This is a genomic window from Thermodesulfovibrio thiophilus DSM 17215 (genome assembly GCF_000423865.1).
GTDB lineage: Bacteria > Nitrospirota > Thermodesulfovibrionia > Thermodesulfovibrionales > Thermodesulfovibrionaceae > Thermodesulfovibrio > Thermodesulfovibrio thiophilus.
In genome coordinates this window covers 56,303-72,799 of record NZ_AUIU01000013.1, presented here as the reverse complement: position 1 = coordinate 72,799, position 16,497 = coordinate 56,303, and the positions used below count along the sequence as shown (strand labels likewise).

At 34.2% G+C, this 16,497-nt stretch carries 20 protein-coding genes; 2 read left to right on the top strand and 18 right to left on the bottom strand.

Annotated features, from left to right (window positions below; genetic code table 11):
• Positions 1–4: 4 nt before the first annotated feature.
• The 18 genes from thiE to miaA all read right to left on the bottom strand — a co-directional run bounded on the left by thiE (position 5) and on the right by miaA (position 15,067).
• Positions 5–607: a thiamine phosphate synthase gene (gene thiE / locus G581_RS10680; protein WP_051178875.1), complete on the bottom strand. Its 603-nt coding sequence runs from the start codon at positions 605–607 to the stop codon at positions 5–7.
• A complete protein-coding gene (gene accC / locus G581_RS0104810; protein ID WP_028844842.1) occupies positions 594–1,949 on the bottom strand; it encodes an acetyl-CoA carboxylase biotin carboxylase subunit in 1,356 nt (451 codons plus the stop codon). The genes thiE and accC overlap by 14 nt, the downstream gene beginning before the upstream one ends.
• Before the next feature lie 2 nt (positions 1,950–1,951).
• Positions 1,952–2,395: an acetyl-CoA carboxylase biotin carboxyl carrier protein gene (gene accB / locus G581_RS0104805; RefSeq protein WP_028844841.1), complete on the bottom strand. Its 444-nt coding sequence runs from the start codon at positions 2,393–2,395 to the stop codon at positions 1,952–1,954.
• 3 nt (positions 2,396–2,398) lie between these two features.
• Entirely contained in the window at positions 2,399–2,962 is a 564-nt protein-coding gene (efp, locus tag G581_RS0104800; protein WP_028844840.1) for an elongation factor P, read from the bottom strand.
• A 17-nt stretch (positions 2,963–2,979) separates the two neighbouring features.
• On the bottom strand, positions 2,980–4,044 hold the full coding sequence (locus G581_RS0104795) for an aminopeptidase P family protein (protein ID WP_028844839.1): 1,065 nt from the start codon (positions 4,042–4,044) through the stop codon (positions 2,980–2,982).
• A complete protein-coding gene (coaBC, locus tag G581_RS0104790) occupies positions 4,034–5,233 on the bottom strand; it encodes a bifunctional phosphopantothenoylcysteine decarboxylase/phosphopantothenate--cysteine ligase CoaBC (RefSeq protein ID WP_051178867.1) in 1,200 nt (399 codons plus the stop codon). Before coaBC ends, G581_RS0104795 begins: the two co-directional genes overlap by 11 nt.
• A gap of 18 nt (positions 5,234–5,251) precedes the next feature.
• Positions 5,252–5,671, bottom strand: coding sequence for a DNA-directed RNA polymerase subunit omega (locus tag G581_RS11625; RefSeq protein ID WP_156875200.1), 420 nt, complete (start codon positions 5,669–5,671; stop codon positions 5,252–5,254).
• Positions 5,672–5,684: 13 nt separating this feature from the next.
• The gene (gene gmk, locus G581_RS10670) at positions 5,685–6,299 is read right to left on the bottom strand and encodes a guanylate kinase (protein WP_038065148.1); all 615 of its coding nucleotides are present in this window, start codon (positions 6,297–6,299) and stop codon (positions 5,685–5,687) included.
• Positions 6,286–6,543, bottom strand: coding sequence for a DUF370 domain-containing protein (locus G581_RS0104775; RefSeq protein ID WP_028844837.1), 258 nt, complete (start codon positions 6,541–6,543; stop codon positions 6,286–6,288). Before G581_RS0104775 ends, gmk begins: the two co-directional genes overlap by 14 nt.
• 2 nt (positions 6,544–6,545) lie before the next feature.
• Positions 6,546–7,397, bottom strand: coding sequence for a YicC/YloC family endoribonuclease (locus G581_RS0104770; protein ID WP_028844836.1), 852 nt, complete (start codon positions 7,395–7,397; stop codon positions 6,546–6,548).
• On the bottom strand, positions 7,394–8,512 hold the full coding sequence (locus G581_RS0104765; protein ID WP_169368383.1) for a DUF167 family protein: 1,119 nt from the start codon (positions 8,510–8,512) through the stop codon (positions 7,394–7,396). The genes G581_RS0104770 and G581_RS0104765 overlap by 4 nt, the downstream gene beginning before the upstream one ends.
• Positions 8,513–8,517: 5 nt before the next feature.
• Positions 8,518–8,964 carry a YacP-like NYN domain-containing protein gene (locus G581_RS0104760; RefSeq protein ID WP_083962628.1) on the bottom strand — a complete coding sequence of 149 codons (447 nt, stop codon included), beginning with the start codon at positions 8,962–8,964 and terminating at the stop codon, positions 8,518–8,520.
• A gap of 31 nt (positions 8,965–8,995) precedes the next feature.
• Entirely contained in the window at positions 8,996–9,703 is a 708-nt protein-coding gene (locus G581_RS0104755) for a polyprenol monophosphomannose synthase (protein WP_028844833.1), read from the bottom strand.
• Positions 9,704–9,927: 224 nt separating this feature from the next.
• Positions 9,928–10,962: a glycosyltransferase family 9 protein gene (locus G581_RS0104750; protein WP_028844832.1), complete on the bottom strand. Its 1,035-nt coding sequence runs from the start codon at positions 10,960–10,962 to the stop codon at positions 9,928–9,930.
• A gap of 7 nt (positions 10,963–10,969) precedes the next feature.
• Positions 10,970–11,575 (bottom strand): hypothetical protein, encoded by a 606-nt coding sequence (locus G581_RS0104745; RefSeq protein WP_028844831.1) that lies wholly within the window; start codon positions 11,573–11,575, stop codon positions 10,970–10,972.
• On the bottom strand, positions 11,572–13,455 hold the full coding sequence (locus G581_RS0104740) for a glycosyltransferase family 117 protein (protein WP_028844830.1): 1,884 nt from the start codon (positions 13,453–13,455) through the stop codon (positions 11,572–11,574). The genes G581_RS0104745 and G581_RS0104740 overlap by 4 nt, the downstream gene beginning before the upstream one ends.
• Before the next feature lie 82 nt (positions 13,456–13,537).
• A complete protein-coding gene (locus G581_RS12340) occupies positions 13,538–13,966 on the bottom strand; it encodes a prepilin-type N-terminal cleavage/methylation domain-containing protein (protein ID WP_028844829.1) in 429 nt (142 codons plus the stop codon).
• Positions 13,967–14,104: 138 nt separating this feature from the next.
• Entirely contained in the window at positions 14,105–15,067 is a 963-nt protein-coding gene (gene miaA, locus G581_RS0104730) for a tRNA (adenosine(37)-N6)-dimethylallyltransferase MiaA (RefSeq protein ID WP_038065144.1), read from the bottom strand.
• A 24-nt stretch (positions 15,068–15,091) separates the two neighbouring features.
• Here miaA and G581_RS0104725 point away from each other — a divergent pair, with 24 nt between their 5' ends.
• Entirely contained in the window at positions 15,092–15,853 is a 762-nt protein-coding gene (locus G581_RS0104725; RefSeq protein ID WP_028844827.1) for a flagellar motor protein, read from the top strand.
• Positions 15,850–16,497 carry an OmpA family protein gene (locus G581_RS0104720; protein ID WP_028844826.1) on the top strand — a complete coding sequence of 216 codons (648 nt, stop codon included), beginning with the start codon at positions 15,850–15,852 and terminating at the stop codon, positions 16,495–16,497. The genes G581_RS0104725 and G581_RS0104720 overlap by 4 nt, the downstream gene beginning before the upstream one ends.

Sequence of the window (16,497 nt, the reverse complement as noted above, 5' to 3'; positions counted from 1 at the left end):
AAATTTAATTAAAAAATTGCATAAATTTTTTTAAATTATCGTCAATTTTACCATTCAATATACCAGAAGCAGTAGCAATATACTTACATTTAGCTTTTTTAATTTCCTTTAAATTCTCTATTCTTATCCCTCCAATTGCAACAACTGGAATTTTAATTTTTTGACCGACCCAATATAACACATTAACACCTCGTGGTTCAAGAGCATCTTTTTTAGTTGTTGTATGAAAAACTGGCCCAAATCCGACATAGTCTGCTCCTCCTTTCTGAGCTTCAACAGCCTCCTGTAAATTGTGTGTCGATATTCCAATTATACCAGAAAAAATTTTTTTTGCAGCACAAAGAGGTAAATCCTCCTGACCAAGATGAACACCGTCAGATTTTGTAGCAATGGCTATATCTAAATAATCATTTATAATCAAAAGTGCTTTATATTTATATGTAATTTCTCTGAGTTGAAAAGCTTGTTTTACAATTTCTTTTCTTGGTAACTCCTTTTCCCTGTATTGAACCCATTTAATTCCTGATTTAAGGGCAATGTTTAGTTTTTCTGGAACATCCTTTGAAGAAATAATAAGACAGATAGAAGGAAGTTCAGGTTTTATCATTATTATTCATTACCTGAACAAAATCTGTAAAAAATTTGCCTTTTATAAAATCAGGATGCTCAAGTACTTTTAAGAAAAAAGGTACATTGGTTTGTATTCCTTTTATATCTATTTCTCTTAGAGCTCTCTTCATCCTGTCTATTGCTTCCTGTCGATTTGTTCCTGTAGCAATAACTTTAGCAACAAGAGAATCATAATAAGGCGACACTTTGCATCCCTGATAAAGATAGCTGTCCACTCTTATGCCAGGTCCGCCTGGAAGGTGTATGAACTCTATAATCCCTGGTGATGGAATAAATTTTTCAGGATCTTCTGCGTTAATTCTGCATTCGATTGCATGACTACGAAATTTAATTTGAGGCTGTTTAAAGGATAATAAATAACCCTTAGCAAGTTTGATCTGTTCTTTTATAATATCAATATCAGTAATCTCCTCAGTTACAGGATGCTCTACCTGGACTCTGGTGTTTATCTCTATAAAAAAAGGATTTAATTCATCATCAACAATGAACTCAAATGTGCCTATATTTCTAAATTTTAAAGCTTTTGCAGCTTTGACAGCGTATTCTCCGATTTTCTTTCTCAATTTTTCATTCAATACTGGAGAAGGTGCTTCCTCAATTAATTTTTGGTGTCTTCTCTGTACTGTACAGTCTCTTTCGCCAAGATGAATAATGTTACCCTGTTTATCAGCAAATATCTGCACTTCTATATGTCGTATTTTAGGAAAATATTTTTCAATATAAAGCTCTCCGTTACCAAATGCTGCAAGAGCTTCTCTCTGAGCCATGAAAAATGCCTGTTCTATATCTTTTTCCTCATTTACTATTCTCATGCCTCTTCCGCCACCACCTGCAGAGGCTTTAAATATTACAGGAAGTCCTATTTTTTTAACCACTTTAATACATGCCTCTTCTGAAGCTACAGGTCCATCACTGCCAGGCACTACAGGAATTCCTCTACGTTTAAGCATCTGTCTGGCTTTTGCCTTATCTCCTCCGATTCTTATGTTTTCAGGAGAAGGGCCAATGAATATAATTCCTGAGTTTATGCATGCTTCTGCGAATTGAGCATTTTCAGATAAAAATCCATATCCAGGATGAATTGCTTCAGCATCTGTAATATCTGCTGCAGATAGAATCGCTGTAATATTTAAATAGCTCTGAGCAGGATTAGCAGGGCCAATGCAGATAGCCTCATCTGCTAGTTTGACATGCAGAGAATCTCTATCAGCTTCTGAATAAACTGCAACAGATTTTATGCCTAGCTCTCTGCATGCACGAATAATTCTTACTGCAATTTCTCCTCTGTTTGCAATGAGAATCTTTTTGAATAACTCCATTATTAATCCACCTCAATAAGAAACAGAGGCTCACCGTACTCAACAGGTTGACCATTTTCAACTAAAATCTTTTTAACCACACCTGAAACATCACTTTCAATCTCATTCATTATTTTCATAGCTTCGATGATACATAAGACCTGTCCTTTTTCAACTCTAGTACCAATTTCTACAAAAGGAGGAGCATCAGGAGAGGGTGATCTATAAAAAGTTCCAACCAGTGGTGATGTGACTGTATGAAGTGTTTCTTCTTCTTTTTGAAGTTCCATAGCATAAGAAGGTTTCATAATTTCTTCTGATGGTTTAATAGTTTTTGCTATTTCAAGAGGACCATAAATATATCCTCTTTTTATTCTTATTCTAAAACCTTCTTTTTCAATATTCAGCTCTGTTACATCAGTGTCCTTGAGAAAAGATATAAGTTCTTTTATTTCTTCAAGTTCCATTATCTACTCCTTTACTTTTTCAATATATTCTCCGGTTCTTGTATCAATCTTTAACAGATCTCCTGTCTGAATATGGAAAGGAACCTTTACTGTGAGTCCTGTTTCAAGCCGGGCTGGTTTTGTCCCACCTGAAGCTGTGTCTCCTTTGAATGCCGGTTCTGTGTCAGCCACTCTGAGCTCTACAAACATTGGAGGTTCAATAACAAGAGGTTCTCCCTTGTAATAAATCATATCAACCATCATTTCTTCTTTAATATAGTATATGGCATCTCCAATAACCTGCCTGGGTATGGTGACCTGTTCATAGCTTTCCATATCCATGAAAACACAGGAGTCTCCCTGTGCATAAAGATACTGCATTTGCCTTTCTTCAAGTTCAGGCTTTTCAAATTTATCACCGGATGAAAAATTTTCTTCAAGAACTCTACCTGTTTTGAGATTTTTAATCTTTGTTCTGACTATTGGAGCTCTTTGTTGCATTTTTACATGTTGAAAATCAATAATCTCATACGGTTCTCCTTTGTATACAATTTTCAATCCCTTCTTAAACTCGGATGTTGAAACCATTTCCTGCCTCCTTCTCCTTATAAAATCTCAAAATCTTTTGGAAGATCTGTTAATATCTTCACTCTGTTTTCCTTTATAACAACCATATCTTCAATTCGCACTCCACCAGACTCTTCGATATAAACTCCTGGCTCTACAGTAAAAACCATTCCATTGTCAATTTTAACTTCAGATTCGCTACTTATCTTTGGCAGTTCATGAACATCAAGCCCCACACCATGTCCGGTAGCATGTCCAAAATTTTCCCCATAGCCTGCATCCTCTATCAGTCTTCTTGCTGATTCATCAATAGTTTTAGCCTCCACACCTGCACTGCAGCATTGTATTGCAGAAATATTTGCCTTTTTTACAATTTCATAAATATTTTTTTGCACCTCGGTTGCCTCTCCAATAATAAATGTTCTCGTCATATCCGAAAAATATCCATCGTAACCCGCACCCCAATCAATTATAACAAAATCTCCATTTTTAAGCACCCTATCTGATGCGTTCCAGTGAGGCATGGAAGAATTTTTGCCTGAGGCAACAATTACTGGAAAAGGTATGGATTCAGAGCCAAGCAGTCTCAACTCATTTTCAAGAGCTACTGCTATGGCTCTTTCTGAAACATTAGCTTTTATGCAATGTTTAATGTTTAAAAAAGCTCTCTCAGCAATATCCACAGCTTTCTTGATACTGTCTATCTCCTCTTGGTCTTTAACTGCTCTAACTGTCTCAACCTGTAATTTTTGAGGAATCAGCTCAATTTTCTGACGCTCAAGCATAGAGAAAATTTCATAACTGCATGTATCCTCAAAGGAAAGCCTCTGTATATTTTTCTCTTTTATAACACTCATCAGGGTATCTATCCATGATTTTTTGAACAACAGTATTTCTCCCGCTGCCTCTTTCTGAGCCTGCTTAAGATAACGAAAATCAACAAATAGATAGCAACCCTGTCCAGTTAATAAAGCAATGGCAAAACTACCTCTAAAGCCTGTAAGATATCTGATATTTTTAAGATTCGTTATTAAAAAGGCATCTGATGATGCAACAATTCTATCAAAAACTTTCTTAACCCTGTTTTCATATTTATTTGGCAAGTTTTAACTCCAGAATTTTAGACAAAATTATGCTGGCAATTTCATCTTTGGATAGGAGAGATGTTTGTTCTTCAAAAAAGTTATTTCTTTTTTTATAAATTAGCATTACTTCATTGGCATCAGACTCCATACCTCGGTCTTGTTGCATAATATCATTCAAAACAATCATATCAAGCCTTTTATCTTGAAATTTTAACTTAGCCCTGTCTACATTAAGTCCAGCCTCAGCAGCAAAGCCCACAGTAAATGGCCTTTCCTTCAGCATTGAAACCTTTTTCAGTATATCGGGACATAGCTTAAGTGGAATTGACTTTATTGAGTGTTTGTCTATTTTAGTTGCATAGGTTATCTCAGGTTCAAAATCAAGAGGAGCAGCTGCCATCAAAAGTATGCTTGCTCGGTTTATGTGTTTCATAACAGCTTCCAGCATTTCTTGAGTTGTCTGTATTGGAATAAAACTATCTACTTCAGGTGGCTGCAGATTTGATGGTCCACTGATGAGAGTTACCTTTGCACCTCTTCTTTTAGCAATTTTTGCCAGAGCATAACCCATTTTACCCGATGATTTATTTGTTATGTATCTGATAGGATCAAGATACTGTCTTGTAGGTCCTGCTGTAATAAGAACATGTTCTTCTTTTAAATCTTTTTCAGTTAATGAAGAAATGATTGCCTCAAAAATTTTATTTATTGAAACAAGCCTGCCAAGACCTTCCTCTCCACAGGCAAGCAATCCTCTTTCAGGTCCCATGAATTTCACCCCAAGACTGTTTAAATATTCAATACTTTTCTGTACCTGAGGTGACTCGTACATTCTCCAGTTCATTGCAGGAGCAATAATGACCGGGCCCCTGAAGGCAATCAGCGTTGTCGTAAGAAGGTCATCGGCAATACCAGAGGCATACTTATTAATCAGATTGGCTGTTGCCGGTACAACTGTAAAAATATCGCAGCTTTTTGCAAGCTCGATATGAGAAAGTGGTTCTTCAAACATATTCATTAATACCCTGTTGCCACTGATAATCTCAATGCTTAATGGAGTTACAAAATAAGATGCATTTTTAGTCATAACAGGATAAATTTCAGCACCAGCATCTTTTAAAAGCTTAATAAGTTCATATATTTTGTATGCTGCTATGCTTCCTGTTATACCCAGTATAACTTTTTTATTTTTTAACAGACTATTCACTCTATTGAATTTCTAATTTTATTCTTCCTGCTCACTAACAGGCTTTTCTGTATTGTCTGTAAATAGGTCTTCAAGCATTTTTTCAGCAGACTCTTTTCCATGAAGATATACTTTAAGGTCTTTTTCGAGTTCTGAAAGATCAGGAATTGCTTTTCTTTTATCTTCAAGAAGTTTTTTGACATCAATCTGGCTGATCTTTTCCTTAATTCTTTGAGCCTCTTCCCCAGTTATATATTCTATCTTGTTTGATAAAACCTCAAGAATCGCGGTGGTTGTAACTTTTTTTGCTTTTCTGTCGAGCTTTGATGGTGCACCCAAAGAAAGTTCAGCTGCTCTTTGAGCTGCAATAAGCGCCAGACGATATTTGCTATCAATCTTTGTTTTATCCAGCTCTACTGGTAAAGAAATAATATCCAGACTTTCTTCTTTTTTGTTCATTTTTACGCCCTCCTCATTTTTTAAAAATTTCATCTATTTTAGAGTTGTCTATTCTTTTTGTTTTCAACCTTTCAGCATGTATGATACAGAGCAAATTGCTTGATGCCTGCTCAATATTATCATTTATCACAACATAATCATAAAATTTATATTGCGAAATCTCCTGAGATGCTTTACTTAATCTAAGTTTTATGACATTGTTATCCTCATTCCTGTTAATAAGTCTCCTTTCAAGCTCATCCAGAGAAGGAGGCAGAATAAAAATTAAAACACTATCTGGATAGAGTTTTTTTATATTCTTTGCACCCTTTGTATCAATATCAAGCAATATATCATATCCATTACTGATTAAACTATTTATAGCTTTTTTTGAAGTTCCATAAAAATTTCCATATACCTCTGCCCATTCAACAAATTCATCAGTATCTATCATTTTTTTAAAAGTCTCTTTATCTATAAAGTAATAATTAATTCCATTTCTCTCTCCATTTCGTGGTTTTCTTGTTGTATGAGAAATACTCAATTTTAAATCCGGTAGTAGTTTCAATAATTTTTCGCATAACGTTGTCTTACCTGTCCCAGAGGGAGCAGATATAACAAAAATAATTCCTTTTTTATAAAGATCCATCTTCTCCTCTGCTTAATTCATTAATCCTCTGCAGAATAGTCTCAACCTGAAGAGCACTCAGTATTATATGATCACTGTCAGTAATTATAATTGAACGTGTTTTTCTTCCTTCAGTTACATCAATTAGTTTTCCCCTTTTTTTAGCCTCGTCTTTCATCCTTTTCATAGGAGACGAACCAGGATTCACAATAGCAACAATTCTTGACAGAGATACTATATTACCAAATCCGATATTTACCAGCATGGCTATTGAATATTCTGAATTTGTTCTTTAAGTCTTTCATTTTGAGTTTTTATATCAATAGCGATTGTTTTAACCTCGAAATTCTCTGTTTTTGCAAGTATTGTATTGGCTTCTCTGTGCATTTCTTGAATTAGAAAATCAAGCTTTTTCCCAACCACTCCACCTTGAAAAAGAATTTCTTTAAACTGGGTAATATGACTGCGTAATCTATCCACTTCCTCTTTTATATCAGTTCTCTGAGCGTATAAAATAATCTGTTCTAAAACTCGTTTTTCATCCAGGTTATTTTCAACTAAAAGTTCCTTTACCCGGTTTTGCAAATAGGTAATGTATTCATTAAAAATTACATCCACCTTGCTCTCTAAATTTAGTATGCCATTTTCGATACTTTCAGCAATTTTAGTTAGACTTTCCTTGATAATTTCGCCTTCTCTTATTCTCATCTGATAAACTCCATCGACAGCTTCAGATACTGCAAGCATCAGGGTATTGAGATCAGGTGCCTCCTCTTCATAAATAAAAAGTTCCCTGAAATTTGAAAACATTGAGATATCAATAGATCCAAGAATACTCAACTCCTTTTTCAGATCAATAAATGCTGAATATAACTGTTTCGCAAGATTTTTATTAAGATATAGTTTTCCTGTTCTTTCCTTGTGATTAATTGATATAACAACATCTATTTTACCTCTATGAAATTTTTCTCTTACTAGATTTCTTATCTCAACTTCATGTCTTGAGAGTATCTGTGGTAATTTTACATTTATTTCAAGAAATCTATGATTCAGAGATTTTGCCTCAACCCTGAATATTCCTTTTTCAGCAAATCCATAACCTGTAAGGCTTTCTATCAAGCGATTTCTCCTTTTATTCTAACAACCTTCTGTCTGGAGGTTCTACCCTTTGCTATTTCAAGCCTCGATTTAGGAATATGAAGCAGTTCAGAAAGCAGTTCAATAAGTTCTTTATTTGCAAGTCCATCATGAGGCTGTGCTCTGAGTTTTATTTGCAGAGTATCTTCTTCAATCCCTTCAACTCCAGGCATTTTTGAGCCTGTTTTAACCAGCACTTTTAGTTTATATCCATCTTTATCTTTCAAAAAAGGAATTCCCATTTTTTTCAACCAAAAATTATAGTATAAATTACCTGCAACCAAACTTACAACTGCTAAAAAAATACCTCCCAGCACATCACTAAAATAGTGATACCTGCAGTAAATTGTAGAAATTATTAGAAATAAAACAGGTACAAGGCTTATCCAGAAAAGTTTTCTTGAATACTTTAACATTAAAAATAAAATTACCAGAGAAATACCAACATGTCCGCTTGGAAATGCATCTCTTTTTATTCCTTCAAGATAGTTTAAAAAATCCCTGATAGTGTTAGCCAGAAATACACCATTAAGCTCCTGTTGAAACATCCCTGGCATGCTGTATCTGGGGCCAAGGGCAGGAAATATCATATAACCTATATAAGAAAGATAATAGCAAAAAATCACAATAAACAAAGCGCGGTAAAACACAATTTTTTGTCCCTTTTTTATAAGATAATATCCGAGAAGAAAAGGAAGAGCATAATAAAAACAGTATGAAATCTGCATTAATTCAGTAAGTAATGGACTGGCTATTTTTTCAAAAGCAACATATGGATAGAATCCTAAAATCGAATAATCAAGCTTGAGCAATTCTCTATCAATATCATCTGGATTTAACAGAGGAATAAGCTCTCCAACTGTATCAAAGGCAATGAGAACTGACAGAACAGGTAAACCAATGTCTCGTATAAAAGTTAAAAAAACATTCTTTTTAATGTTACAAATGCAAAACTGAAATAAAACTATAGAGGCATAAATGACCAGAAAATTAGAAATAGATGGTAGTTTATCTGAAAAAATGAGCAAAACAATGCACATAGCTGTAAAAAAAATAATATTCAATTGAAATGCTGGTTGAATTTTAAAAAATTTCATGATCATTACAGTTTGGATACTGCCCTCAGTATGGCTTTTTCCTTTTTTGAAAGTGTAACACCTTTTGCATGCTCAAAATAATATTCCTCACCATTAAGAATCTCAGAAAACAATGAAGAACTAACTGGCACACAGTTTTCCTTCCATGCCTCTTTTTCTATGTCCCTGTCTGAAGTTATTACAATCCAGAAAAGTTTTTCTGTTTTAAGAATTCTCTTTATCACATCATCAGCTTTTTCGGAAACTCCAGAATAAATTACCCTCACTCCTCCATAATACTCCACTGTTTCCATGCCAGGTCCTGTTTTATATCCGTCAAAAACTACAGTAATATCATGTCCTTTTTTCTTACGATAGTTTATCAGTGTTTCTATGAGCTCCTGCCTGGCTTTTTTCAAATCACGATGAAGAATTCCTATAAGATTGTATCCATCAATCAAAAGCCTGCTCATCTTTTATTTTAATGAATTTTACAAGAAGAGTTCATTTCCATCTTCCAAATCTCAATTTCCACACCATTAAAGCTGCTTCTCTAACAATTTTTCTATTCATCTTGGATGAACCACTGTTGCGTTCATAAAAAATTATTGGAATCTCTCCAATTCTGAATCCCTTCTTATATGCTCTGTAAACCATCTCAATCTGAAAGGCATATCCATTTGACCTGATTCTATCAAGCTCTATTGATTCAATTACACTTCTGTGATAACAGCGATATCCACTTGTGATATCTGTGAGAAAATTTAGCCCAAGTACAGTACCTGCATATTTATTTGCAAACTTGGAAAGAAGAAGTCTATGAAAATCCCATCCAACAACGCTTATTGTTCCTCGAGTATATCTTGACCCAATAACAAGAGCATAGCCTTCCTGAGCCTTTTTAATAAAATTCGGAATCTCTAAAGGATCATGACTTAAGTCAGCATCCATCTCAAAGATGTACTGATAACCTCTTTTTAATGCCCACTTAAATCCTGTAACATAGGCAGTACCAAGCCCGAGTTTCATTGGTCTGTGGATGAGATTTATTCTTTCTGATCTGTCCATCCATTGCTTTATTCTCTGAGATGTCCCATCTTCTGATGCATCATCTATGAATAAAATGTCAACATCATTGTTGAAAACTGAAGGAAGCAGTCTGTCAATGTTTTCTACTTCATTGTATGTTGGAATAATAATGACTGTCTTCATAACCTCAATTTTACACATAGAATTTTTCAAGCTTTTTAATAAATATATCCTGTTTACAGACAGGATGTCCCAATTATTCGGTCTTTTGAAGGATTCTGTCCTTCAGTCTTTCTTCAATCCATCATAAGTTTTTGTAAATTATAGCATTTAACAATAAAATTTATCCTGCCATAGCCTGTCGATTGAAAAATTTCAGTATATGGCAACATTAAAATAATCAGTAGTTATAGAATTAACCTTTCAATGGCAGATTTAACCATTGAAACATCTATATCTTCAAGACATTTAAAATCTAATCCCTCAACACATTCAAGAGCTTTAGGTGAATAATAAAAACACGGTGAACAGGAAAGCCCGGCTCTCACAACTCTGTGTTTTACTCCCCATGGCCTGACCCATACCGGATTTGTCGGGCCAAATATTGCAACCACAGGAGTTCCAACTGCTGCTGCAAGATGCATCAGTCCTGAATCATTTGATATAAAAGCATTCATCTGTTTGATTATTGAGGCCACCTGTCTCAATGCTCTATCCTGAATAAGAATTATATTTTTATATCTTGCATTATTGAGTATAAATTGATTTGATTCTTCCTCCTCTTTTGTACCAAAAACAAAAAAATCAATATCTGGAAAACTGTTTATAAGTTCTGAAAAGTTTTCCTTTGGCCATCTTCTATTTTTATGGTTCTTAAAGCTGCTTGTTCCGGTATGAACTCCGAGTTTTACCTCTCGCATAGATGACTTTTTTACAAATTCTCTTCCGGATTCAATTTCTCTGTCATCATGATAGAACAGCATTTGAGGTATATCAATGCTGTTAACTCCAAAAAACTTAAGAAGTTTAACATTTTCCTCAACATTATGAAGATTTTCATCTTCTTTTACTGTGTAGTTTTTAAGAAAATTGAGTTGTCTTAAGTCCATTTTAATGTATCTGTGTCCCATACGGTTTTTAGAACCGATAAACCAGGCAATAAGATTATACTGCCAGCGATTTGAAGGATAAAAATTAATTGAAGCTTCAAACCTCCCTCTCAAAGAGTTGATAAATTTAACTACTTCCAATTTTGATTTTTTCAGAAACGGGAAATAGATCAGGTCGTCAATAAATGGATTACCCTTTAAAACTTCATAATTACTCTGAAACATGCAGATATTAGTGATCTCGCATTTTATAGAATTCTTTAAAATCTTAATCGCCGGGGTTGTCATCAAGGTATCGCCAATTCCATATAAAGGAAGAATAACAACTTTCATAAACTGCTCATGCCATGTAGAGTCCTAAAATCCAGAGAGTGAAGAAAATTAAATAAGATGTTAAAGCAAGAGAAAGATATTTTTTATTAACAAAGCCTTTAAAAATTAAAAAAATAATCGAACTAATCCAACCAATAAGCGAAAAAATAACTATAATAGACCAGAATACTGATGGAGAACCATCATATTTGAGTATTTCCATATGATAGTTGTAAAGCCTTTGATAGTCCTTGTCTGAAAAATTGTTATACTTCCATTGAATCATCTGTTTTGCCCTGAGCTCGGCAATTAATGGATTCAGTTTTTCTATCTCATCTTCATATGGTATGAAAAAGCTTCTTACCTGATAAAGAGATGTTCTTAAAGTCTCATAACAGTACAGTTTCTGTTCTAAATCTTGAACATATTCACACTTCTCAAGAATTCCATTTACAGCGTTTTTATTATAGGGACTCATAGGGACATAAAAGAGTAAAACCCTTTCATAGTATCTTATTGCCTGAATTGAGTTATCTGTTTTCTGTGCTCTTTCGATAAAACTTTTTTGAGTGAGTAATGCTCTCATGCTCAATAAAAACACTATCAATAAAACAAGAATAATAATCTTTTTCATCTGTCTCCTTCAAGCAGATAAAACCTGTTTAAAGCATTGTAAGTTCTTATAGCTCTGTATTTATCAATATATTTCTGATTTTCATTGCCGATCTTTACGTTGATCTTAAGAGGCGCCATAAAGTCTCCATAGGTTATTGTCTGATCAAATGAAGTTTCCTCACCATGTAAAGGCTCAAGAGCTTTTGCAACAGCAATATATGCAAGTCCCGAAAAATCACAGAGCATGTTGGTATATCGCTCATCTGTTCCATGAGTAAGACAGTCTTCATAATTGAGAAATGATTCTATTTTTTTAATTCTTTCTTTAAAAAATTCGGCAAACTCCTTTTTATCCGAAGACCTCGCAATATATATAAAGTTATAAAAATATAGATGGCTGTCAACCACTCTGTAGAGTGGATGTTTTTCTGAAAGTGCAACTATTGAATAAAATCTTTTTTTATCCGTTAAATCCTTCAAATTTCCACCGAAGAACTCTGGTAAAATCCCTCTGTATAGTTTATAGGGTTTGCAGCCCTGAAGTGCCCATACCATTGTATTATAATTATCAAGAGTTATATGACAAATATCCTCTCTATATTTCCCAACAAGCTTGATATACCATGCCTGAAAGGCATGATTGTCCCCAAATGTCATATATATAGGACTTACTGGTAAAGATGAAAATAGTTCCTTTGTATAGGAATAAGGAACATAGTTCCATCTCTGATACTGGTCTGTAAGTCTGTGCATACCCATCAATAGAGGGAAAAAAAGAACAATAACCGGCACAACTTTTTTAAGTAGCTGTAAATTTAATCTTTCAAAAATGGTATACATTAAATACAGTCCTGAGCCAGCTACAATACAATAAATTGAAAAAGAAGGAATAAAATACTGATGCCCCACTACATACAGGATGTGAGAATCAAGCTTCGGAGTGGAAAAAGTCAGTTTTGCAAGAAAGATGGAGTAAACAAAAAATGATACAAAAATAAATGCAAAAAGCTTTTTTGATTTTTTAAAAAGCCAGATGAGTCCAAGAATAAAAAAAGGGATTGAAAAAAGAGTAAAATTTTTTTCTATAAGATAAAAATAGTTTTTAAAAGCATACATATAGCCATTAAAATCCACAAAACCATAAGATGTTGTCTCAATGGATGAGCTTGCTCCATAGCTTTTTCTTAAAAAAACATTGACAAAAGAATTCCAGTCTTTCACTGAAATCATACTGAACAAACTCTCTTTTATACCTCTCATATAAAGGTAAAGATTTACAGAAAAGCCTGCAAAAAAGAAGATAATACTCAAAAAGCAATTCTTTAAAAATTCTCTATAATAAAAAAGACTTAGAATAAACAAAGGCACTATCATCATAAATCCAGTATGATGACCTGAAAGCGTAAGCCCTAGAACAAAACTCGCAAGAAACTGCATTCTCCTGTCGTATCCATTTAAAACAGTATAAACACCAATGAACACCAACAGCAGAACAAAAAAAACATTCAATGTATAAAATTTTGCGACAATGCTCTGTCCAAAAAAGGAGTAAGAAAATGCAAGTAGAATAATTGAAGCAACTCCGGCCAGGTATCCCTCTCTTGTACTGCCTGAAAGTCTAAAAATAATTAAATAAACAATAAAAAGAGCAAGAATCGAGAAAAAAACTGAAACTATTTCAATTCTGATACCGATGTTACCTAATGGCAAAAAACTGAAAATCTTTCCCATCTGAACATAAAGAGGATAACCTGAAGGATGTGGAGTGCCCAGGCCATATGAGGCTGTAATCAGCTCCCCTCCATCACCTGTTGAAAAAACTGGTGGAAGAGAGAAAATATAAATAAAAATAATTAAGAAAAGGACAATAAACAAAATGTTCTTGCTTGAGCTTATCATTAAATAGCTATTTTATGAGTCTCAGATTTTACAAGAGCATATAAAAAGGGCAGGCAAAAAACCTGCCCTTTTTATATGTTAACTATTTAACCGTACATTTAAAACCATTTTCAGTAACCCAACACAGTGAAAAATATTCATCTACACCTACCAAAGAACCTGTAACGCCTCCTGAAACAATTGAACCTGTGGAGTCACAACTAATTTTATTCTGCCCATCCAATGCCACACTACCTCCCGGTGTAAGCAATGTCACAGGGTTAACTGAGCAGTTTTTTAAGCTTGCCTCCGGAATGTTAGTGCCTGTTGCTGAGCCTGGATTCTCAACACAGTATGCAACCGCATCCATCATACATGCCCTTGCAAGTGGCTCAGCATAAGATGACACCTTAGCTTTCTTCTGATATTTCATGTACTGAGGAATTGCGATTGATGCCAGGATTGCAATGATAGCAATAACAATCAATAGCTCAATAAGCGTGAAACCCTTTTGATCTCTTAAAATCTTCATAAAATCACCTCCTGAAAAATTTTTTTAATCTGCAATGCGGATTTTTAAATATAGTATAATTTAAAAATCTCCAATTTTTGTGAAAATTATGTGAATATTAACATAATCATCAAAAATTATCCATAGAAACTTCAGAGTTCAATGATTTTCTATTATTTCGACAGACTGGATATCACGTATGCAAGTGCAAATTTTTTGAGCAATCATCCAAGCATCATAGCTTTCCGTAACATCAAACCATACTATGTCTTTTTCTTTTCTAAACCATGTAAACTGCCTTTTTGCATAGGTCTTTGTTCGCTTCTTTATCAATCTTATCGCTTCATCAAGAGAGTAGAAATCCGCAAGATATCCTCCAATTTCTTTATATCCTATTGCCTGTAATGCCGGAAGAGGTAGATCTGTGGTTGCATTTTGTTTTATCAAATTTAAAACATTTCTTACTTCTTCAATCAATCCTGAATCAATCATCCTGTCAACTCTGTCTTCAATCATTCTGTAAAGTTCTTTACGATCTCTGGTAAGTCCGATTTTTATAAACTCATATGGAAGGGATCTGGTAAAATTCTTCTTAAACTCTGTTATTGTCTTTTTTTCTTTAAAAAACACCTCAAGTGATCTGATTATTCTTCTTAAATCAGCCTGATTAATTTTTTCTGCAGAAGCAGGGTCAAATTCCTTTAAGAGTTCATAAAGTGTTCCCGGTTTTTTTTTCTCTTCATCTACAAGTTTTTTTCTTAAGCTCCAGTCAGCATCAGGTCCTTCAAAAATTCCCTCTGTCATTGCACGTAGATAAAGCCCTGTTCCTCCCACAACTAAAGGAATTTTATTTTTTTTAAAAATTTTTTCTATTATTTTACTGGCCTGTTCAATATACTGACCTGTACTATAGTACTCCCACGGATTCACGATGTCTATCATGTGGTGAACAACTTCGCATCTCTGTTCCCGAGAAGGTTTTGCTGTACCGATATCCATATATCTGTAAATCTGCATTGAGTCAGAACTTATTATCTCGGTTCTCAGAAGCCTTGCAAGATTTATTGAAACTTCAGTTTTACCAACTCCGGTAGGTCCAAGAATAATGATAACTTTTTCCATAATTTATATTATAATTTAAAAAACATGGATCTAATTGCGCTAATAGGGTTAATTATAGGCATTGGAGCAATTGTTACCGGCAACATAGCTGAAGGCGGAACAACAGCCCACCTTGTTCAGGTGGCAGCAGCAATTATCGTGTTTGGTGGAACATTTGGCGCCACAATCTTGAGTTTTCCATTTAAGGATATAATTACAGCAATCCTTAGTTTAAAATTTATATTTTTTAACAGGAAAGTTAATTTTAATGATACCATAGAGACCATCCTTGATCTTCTGGTCATAGCCAGAAAGAAAGGACTTCTTGCTCTTCAGCAAGAATTCGATAGAATAGATGATCCATTTCTTAAAAGAGGACTTACTTATGTTATTGATGGGTTATCTCCAAGTATTATTAAGGATTCACTCTACCAGGAAATATACACTTACGAAGATATTATAAGGAGAGCTGCAAAAGTTTATGATTCAGCCGGTGGATATGCTCCAACAATTGGTATCATTGGAGCTATTTTAGGACTTATTCACGTTTTGAAAAATGTTGCTGATCCTTCCAAAATAGGTGCAGGCATAGCAACCGCTTTTGTAGCAACTATTTATGGAGTTGGTTCTGCAAATCTTATATTTATTCCAATGGCAAAAAGAATTATTAATAAACTCGAGAATGAAATTCTGCTGATGGAACTCATGGTTGAAGGCATCCTTGGTATAGAATCAGGTATGAATCCCTATTTTTTAAGAGCAAAGCTTGAGGCTTACATCACAGACAAGCAGAAGGAAAGAATATGAGGACAAGGAGAAGAAATAATAATCATAATGAAGAAGAAAACATTCATCGCTGGCTTATTTCATATTCGGATTTTTTAACACTTCTATTTACATTTTTTGTTGCTCTTTATGCTCTGTCAACTGTTGATATTAGCAAAGCTGAAAAAATGACAACTTCTTTAAGAAAAGTATTTAAGGTTATTGATGAACCTATACCTTTTGAAGAAGATCGAAATAAAGCAATTATTGAAGATTTACGCAAGCTCTTGAATGATATTTCAGGGATAAGCATAAAATCAGATGCGCGGGGTGTTGTGATAACCATGCCTGATTCATTGCTATTTGATTCAGGTTCAGCTTATCTTAGAGAAGGATCTCATGAAATACTAACACGACTTGCAGAAAAATTGAAAGAAATCCCTGGGAAAATCATAATAGAAGGTCATACAGACAATATTCCTATTTCTTCATCTTCTTTTTATAAATCAAACTGGGAACTTTCTGCAGCAAGAGCCTCATCAGTATTGCATTTTTTATTACAGAAAGGACTTGCACCCGATAGATTTGCTATAGCTGGTTATGGAGAATACAAACCTGTTGCCTCAAATGATACTGAAGAGGATAGAACAAAAAATAGAAGAGTTGAACTGATTATATTGAGATAA

Excerpts from the sequence above, each read along its gene's own strand:
- thiE (WP_051178875.1), bottom strand. The coding sequence starts at position 607 with ATGATAAAACCTGAACTTCCTTCTATCTGTCTTATTATTTCTTCAAAG.
- accC (WP_028844842.1), bottom strand. The coding sequence starts at position 1,949 with ATGGAGTTATTCAAAAAGATTCTCATTGCAAACAGAGGAGAAATTGCA.
- accB (WP_028844841.1), bottom strand. The coding sequence starts at position 2,395 with ATGGAACTTGAAGAAATAAAAGAACTTATATCTTTTCTCAAGGACACT.
- efp (WP_028844840.1), bottom strand. The coding sequence starts at position 2,962 with ATGGTTTCAACATCCGAGTTTAAGAAGGGATTGAAAATTGTATACAAA.
- G581_RS11625 (WP_156875200.1), bottom strand. The coding sequence starts at position 5,671 with ATGAACAAAAAAGAAGAAAGTCTGGATATTATTTCTTTACCAGTAGAG.
- gmk (WP_038065148.1), bottom strand. The coding sequence starts at position 6,299 with ATGGATCTTTATAAAAAAGGAATTATTTTTGTTATATCTGCTCCCTCT.
- G581_RS0104775 (WP_028844837.1), bottom strand. The coding sequence starts at position 6,543 with ATGCTGGTAAATATCGGATTTGGTAATATAGTATCTCTGTCAAGAATT.
- G581_RS0104765 (WP_169368383.1), bottom strand. The coding sequence starts at position 8,512 with ATGAAATTTTTTAAAATTCAACCAGCATTTCAATTGAATATTATTTTT.
- G581_RS0104760 (WP_083962628.1), bottom strand. The coding sequence starts at position 8,964 with ATGAGCAGGCTTTTGATTGATGGATACAATCTTATAGGAATTCTTCAT.
- G581_RS0104755 (WP_028844833.1), bottom strand. The coding sequence starts at position 9,703 with ATGAAGACAGTCATTATTATTCCAACATACAATGAAGTAGAAAACATT.
- G581_RS0104750 (WP_028844832.1), bottom strand. The coding sequence starts at position 10,962 with ATGAAAGTTGTTATTCTTCCTTTATATGGAATTGGCGATACCTTGATG.
- G581_RS0104745 (WP_028844831.1), bottom strand. The coding sequence starts at position 11,575 with ATGAAAAAGATTATTATTCTTGTTTTATTGATAGTGTTTTTATTGAGC.
- G581_RS0104740 (WP_028844830.1), bottom strand. The coding sequence starts at position 13,455 with ATGATAAGCTCAAGCAAGAACATTTTGTTTATTGTCCTTTTCTTAATT.
- G581_RS12340 (WP_028844829.1), bottom strand. The coding sequence starts at position 13,966 with ATGAAGATTTTAAGAGATCAAAAGGGTTTCACGCTTATTGAGCTATTG.
- miaA (WP_038065144.1), bottom strand. The coding sequence starts at position 15,067 with ATGGAAAAAGTTATCATTATTCTTGGACCTACCGGAGTTGGTAAAACT.
- G581_RS0104725 (WP_028844827.1), top strand. The coding sequence starts at position 15,092 with ATGGATCTAATTGCGCTAATAGGGTTAATTATAGGCATTGGAGCAATT.
- G581_RS0104720 (WP_028844826.1), top strand. The coding sequence starts at position 15,850 with ATGAGGACAAGGAGAAGAAATAATAATCATAATGAAGAAGAAAACATT.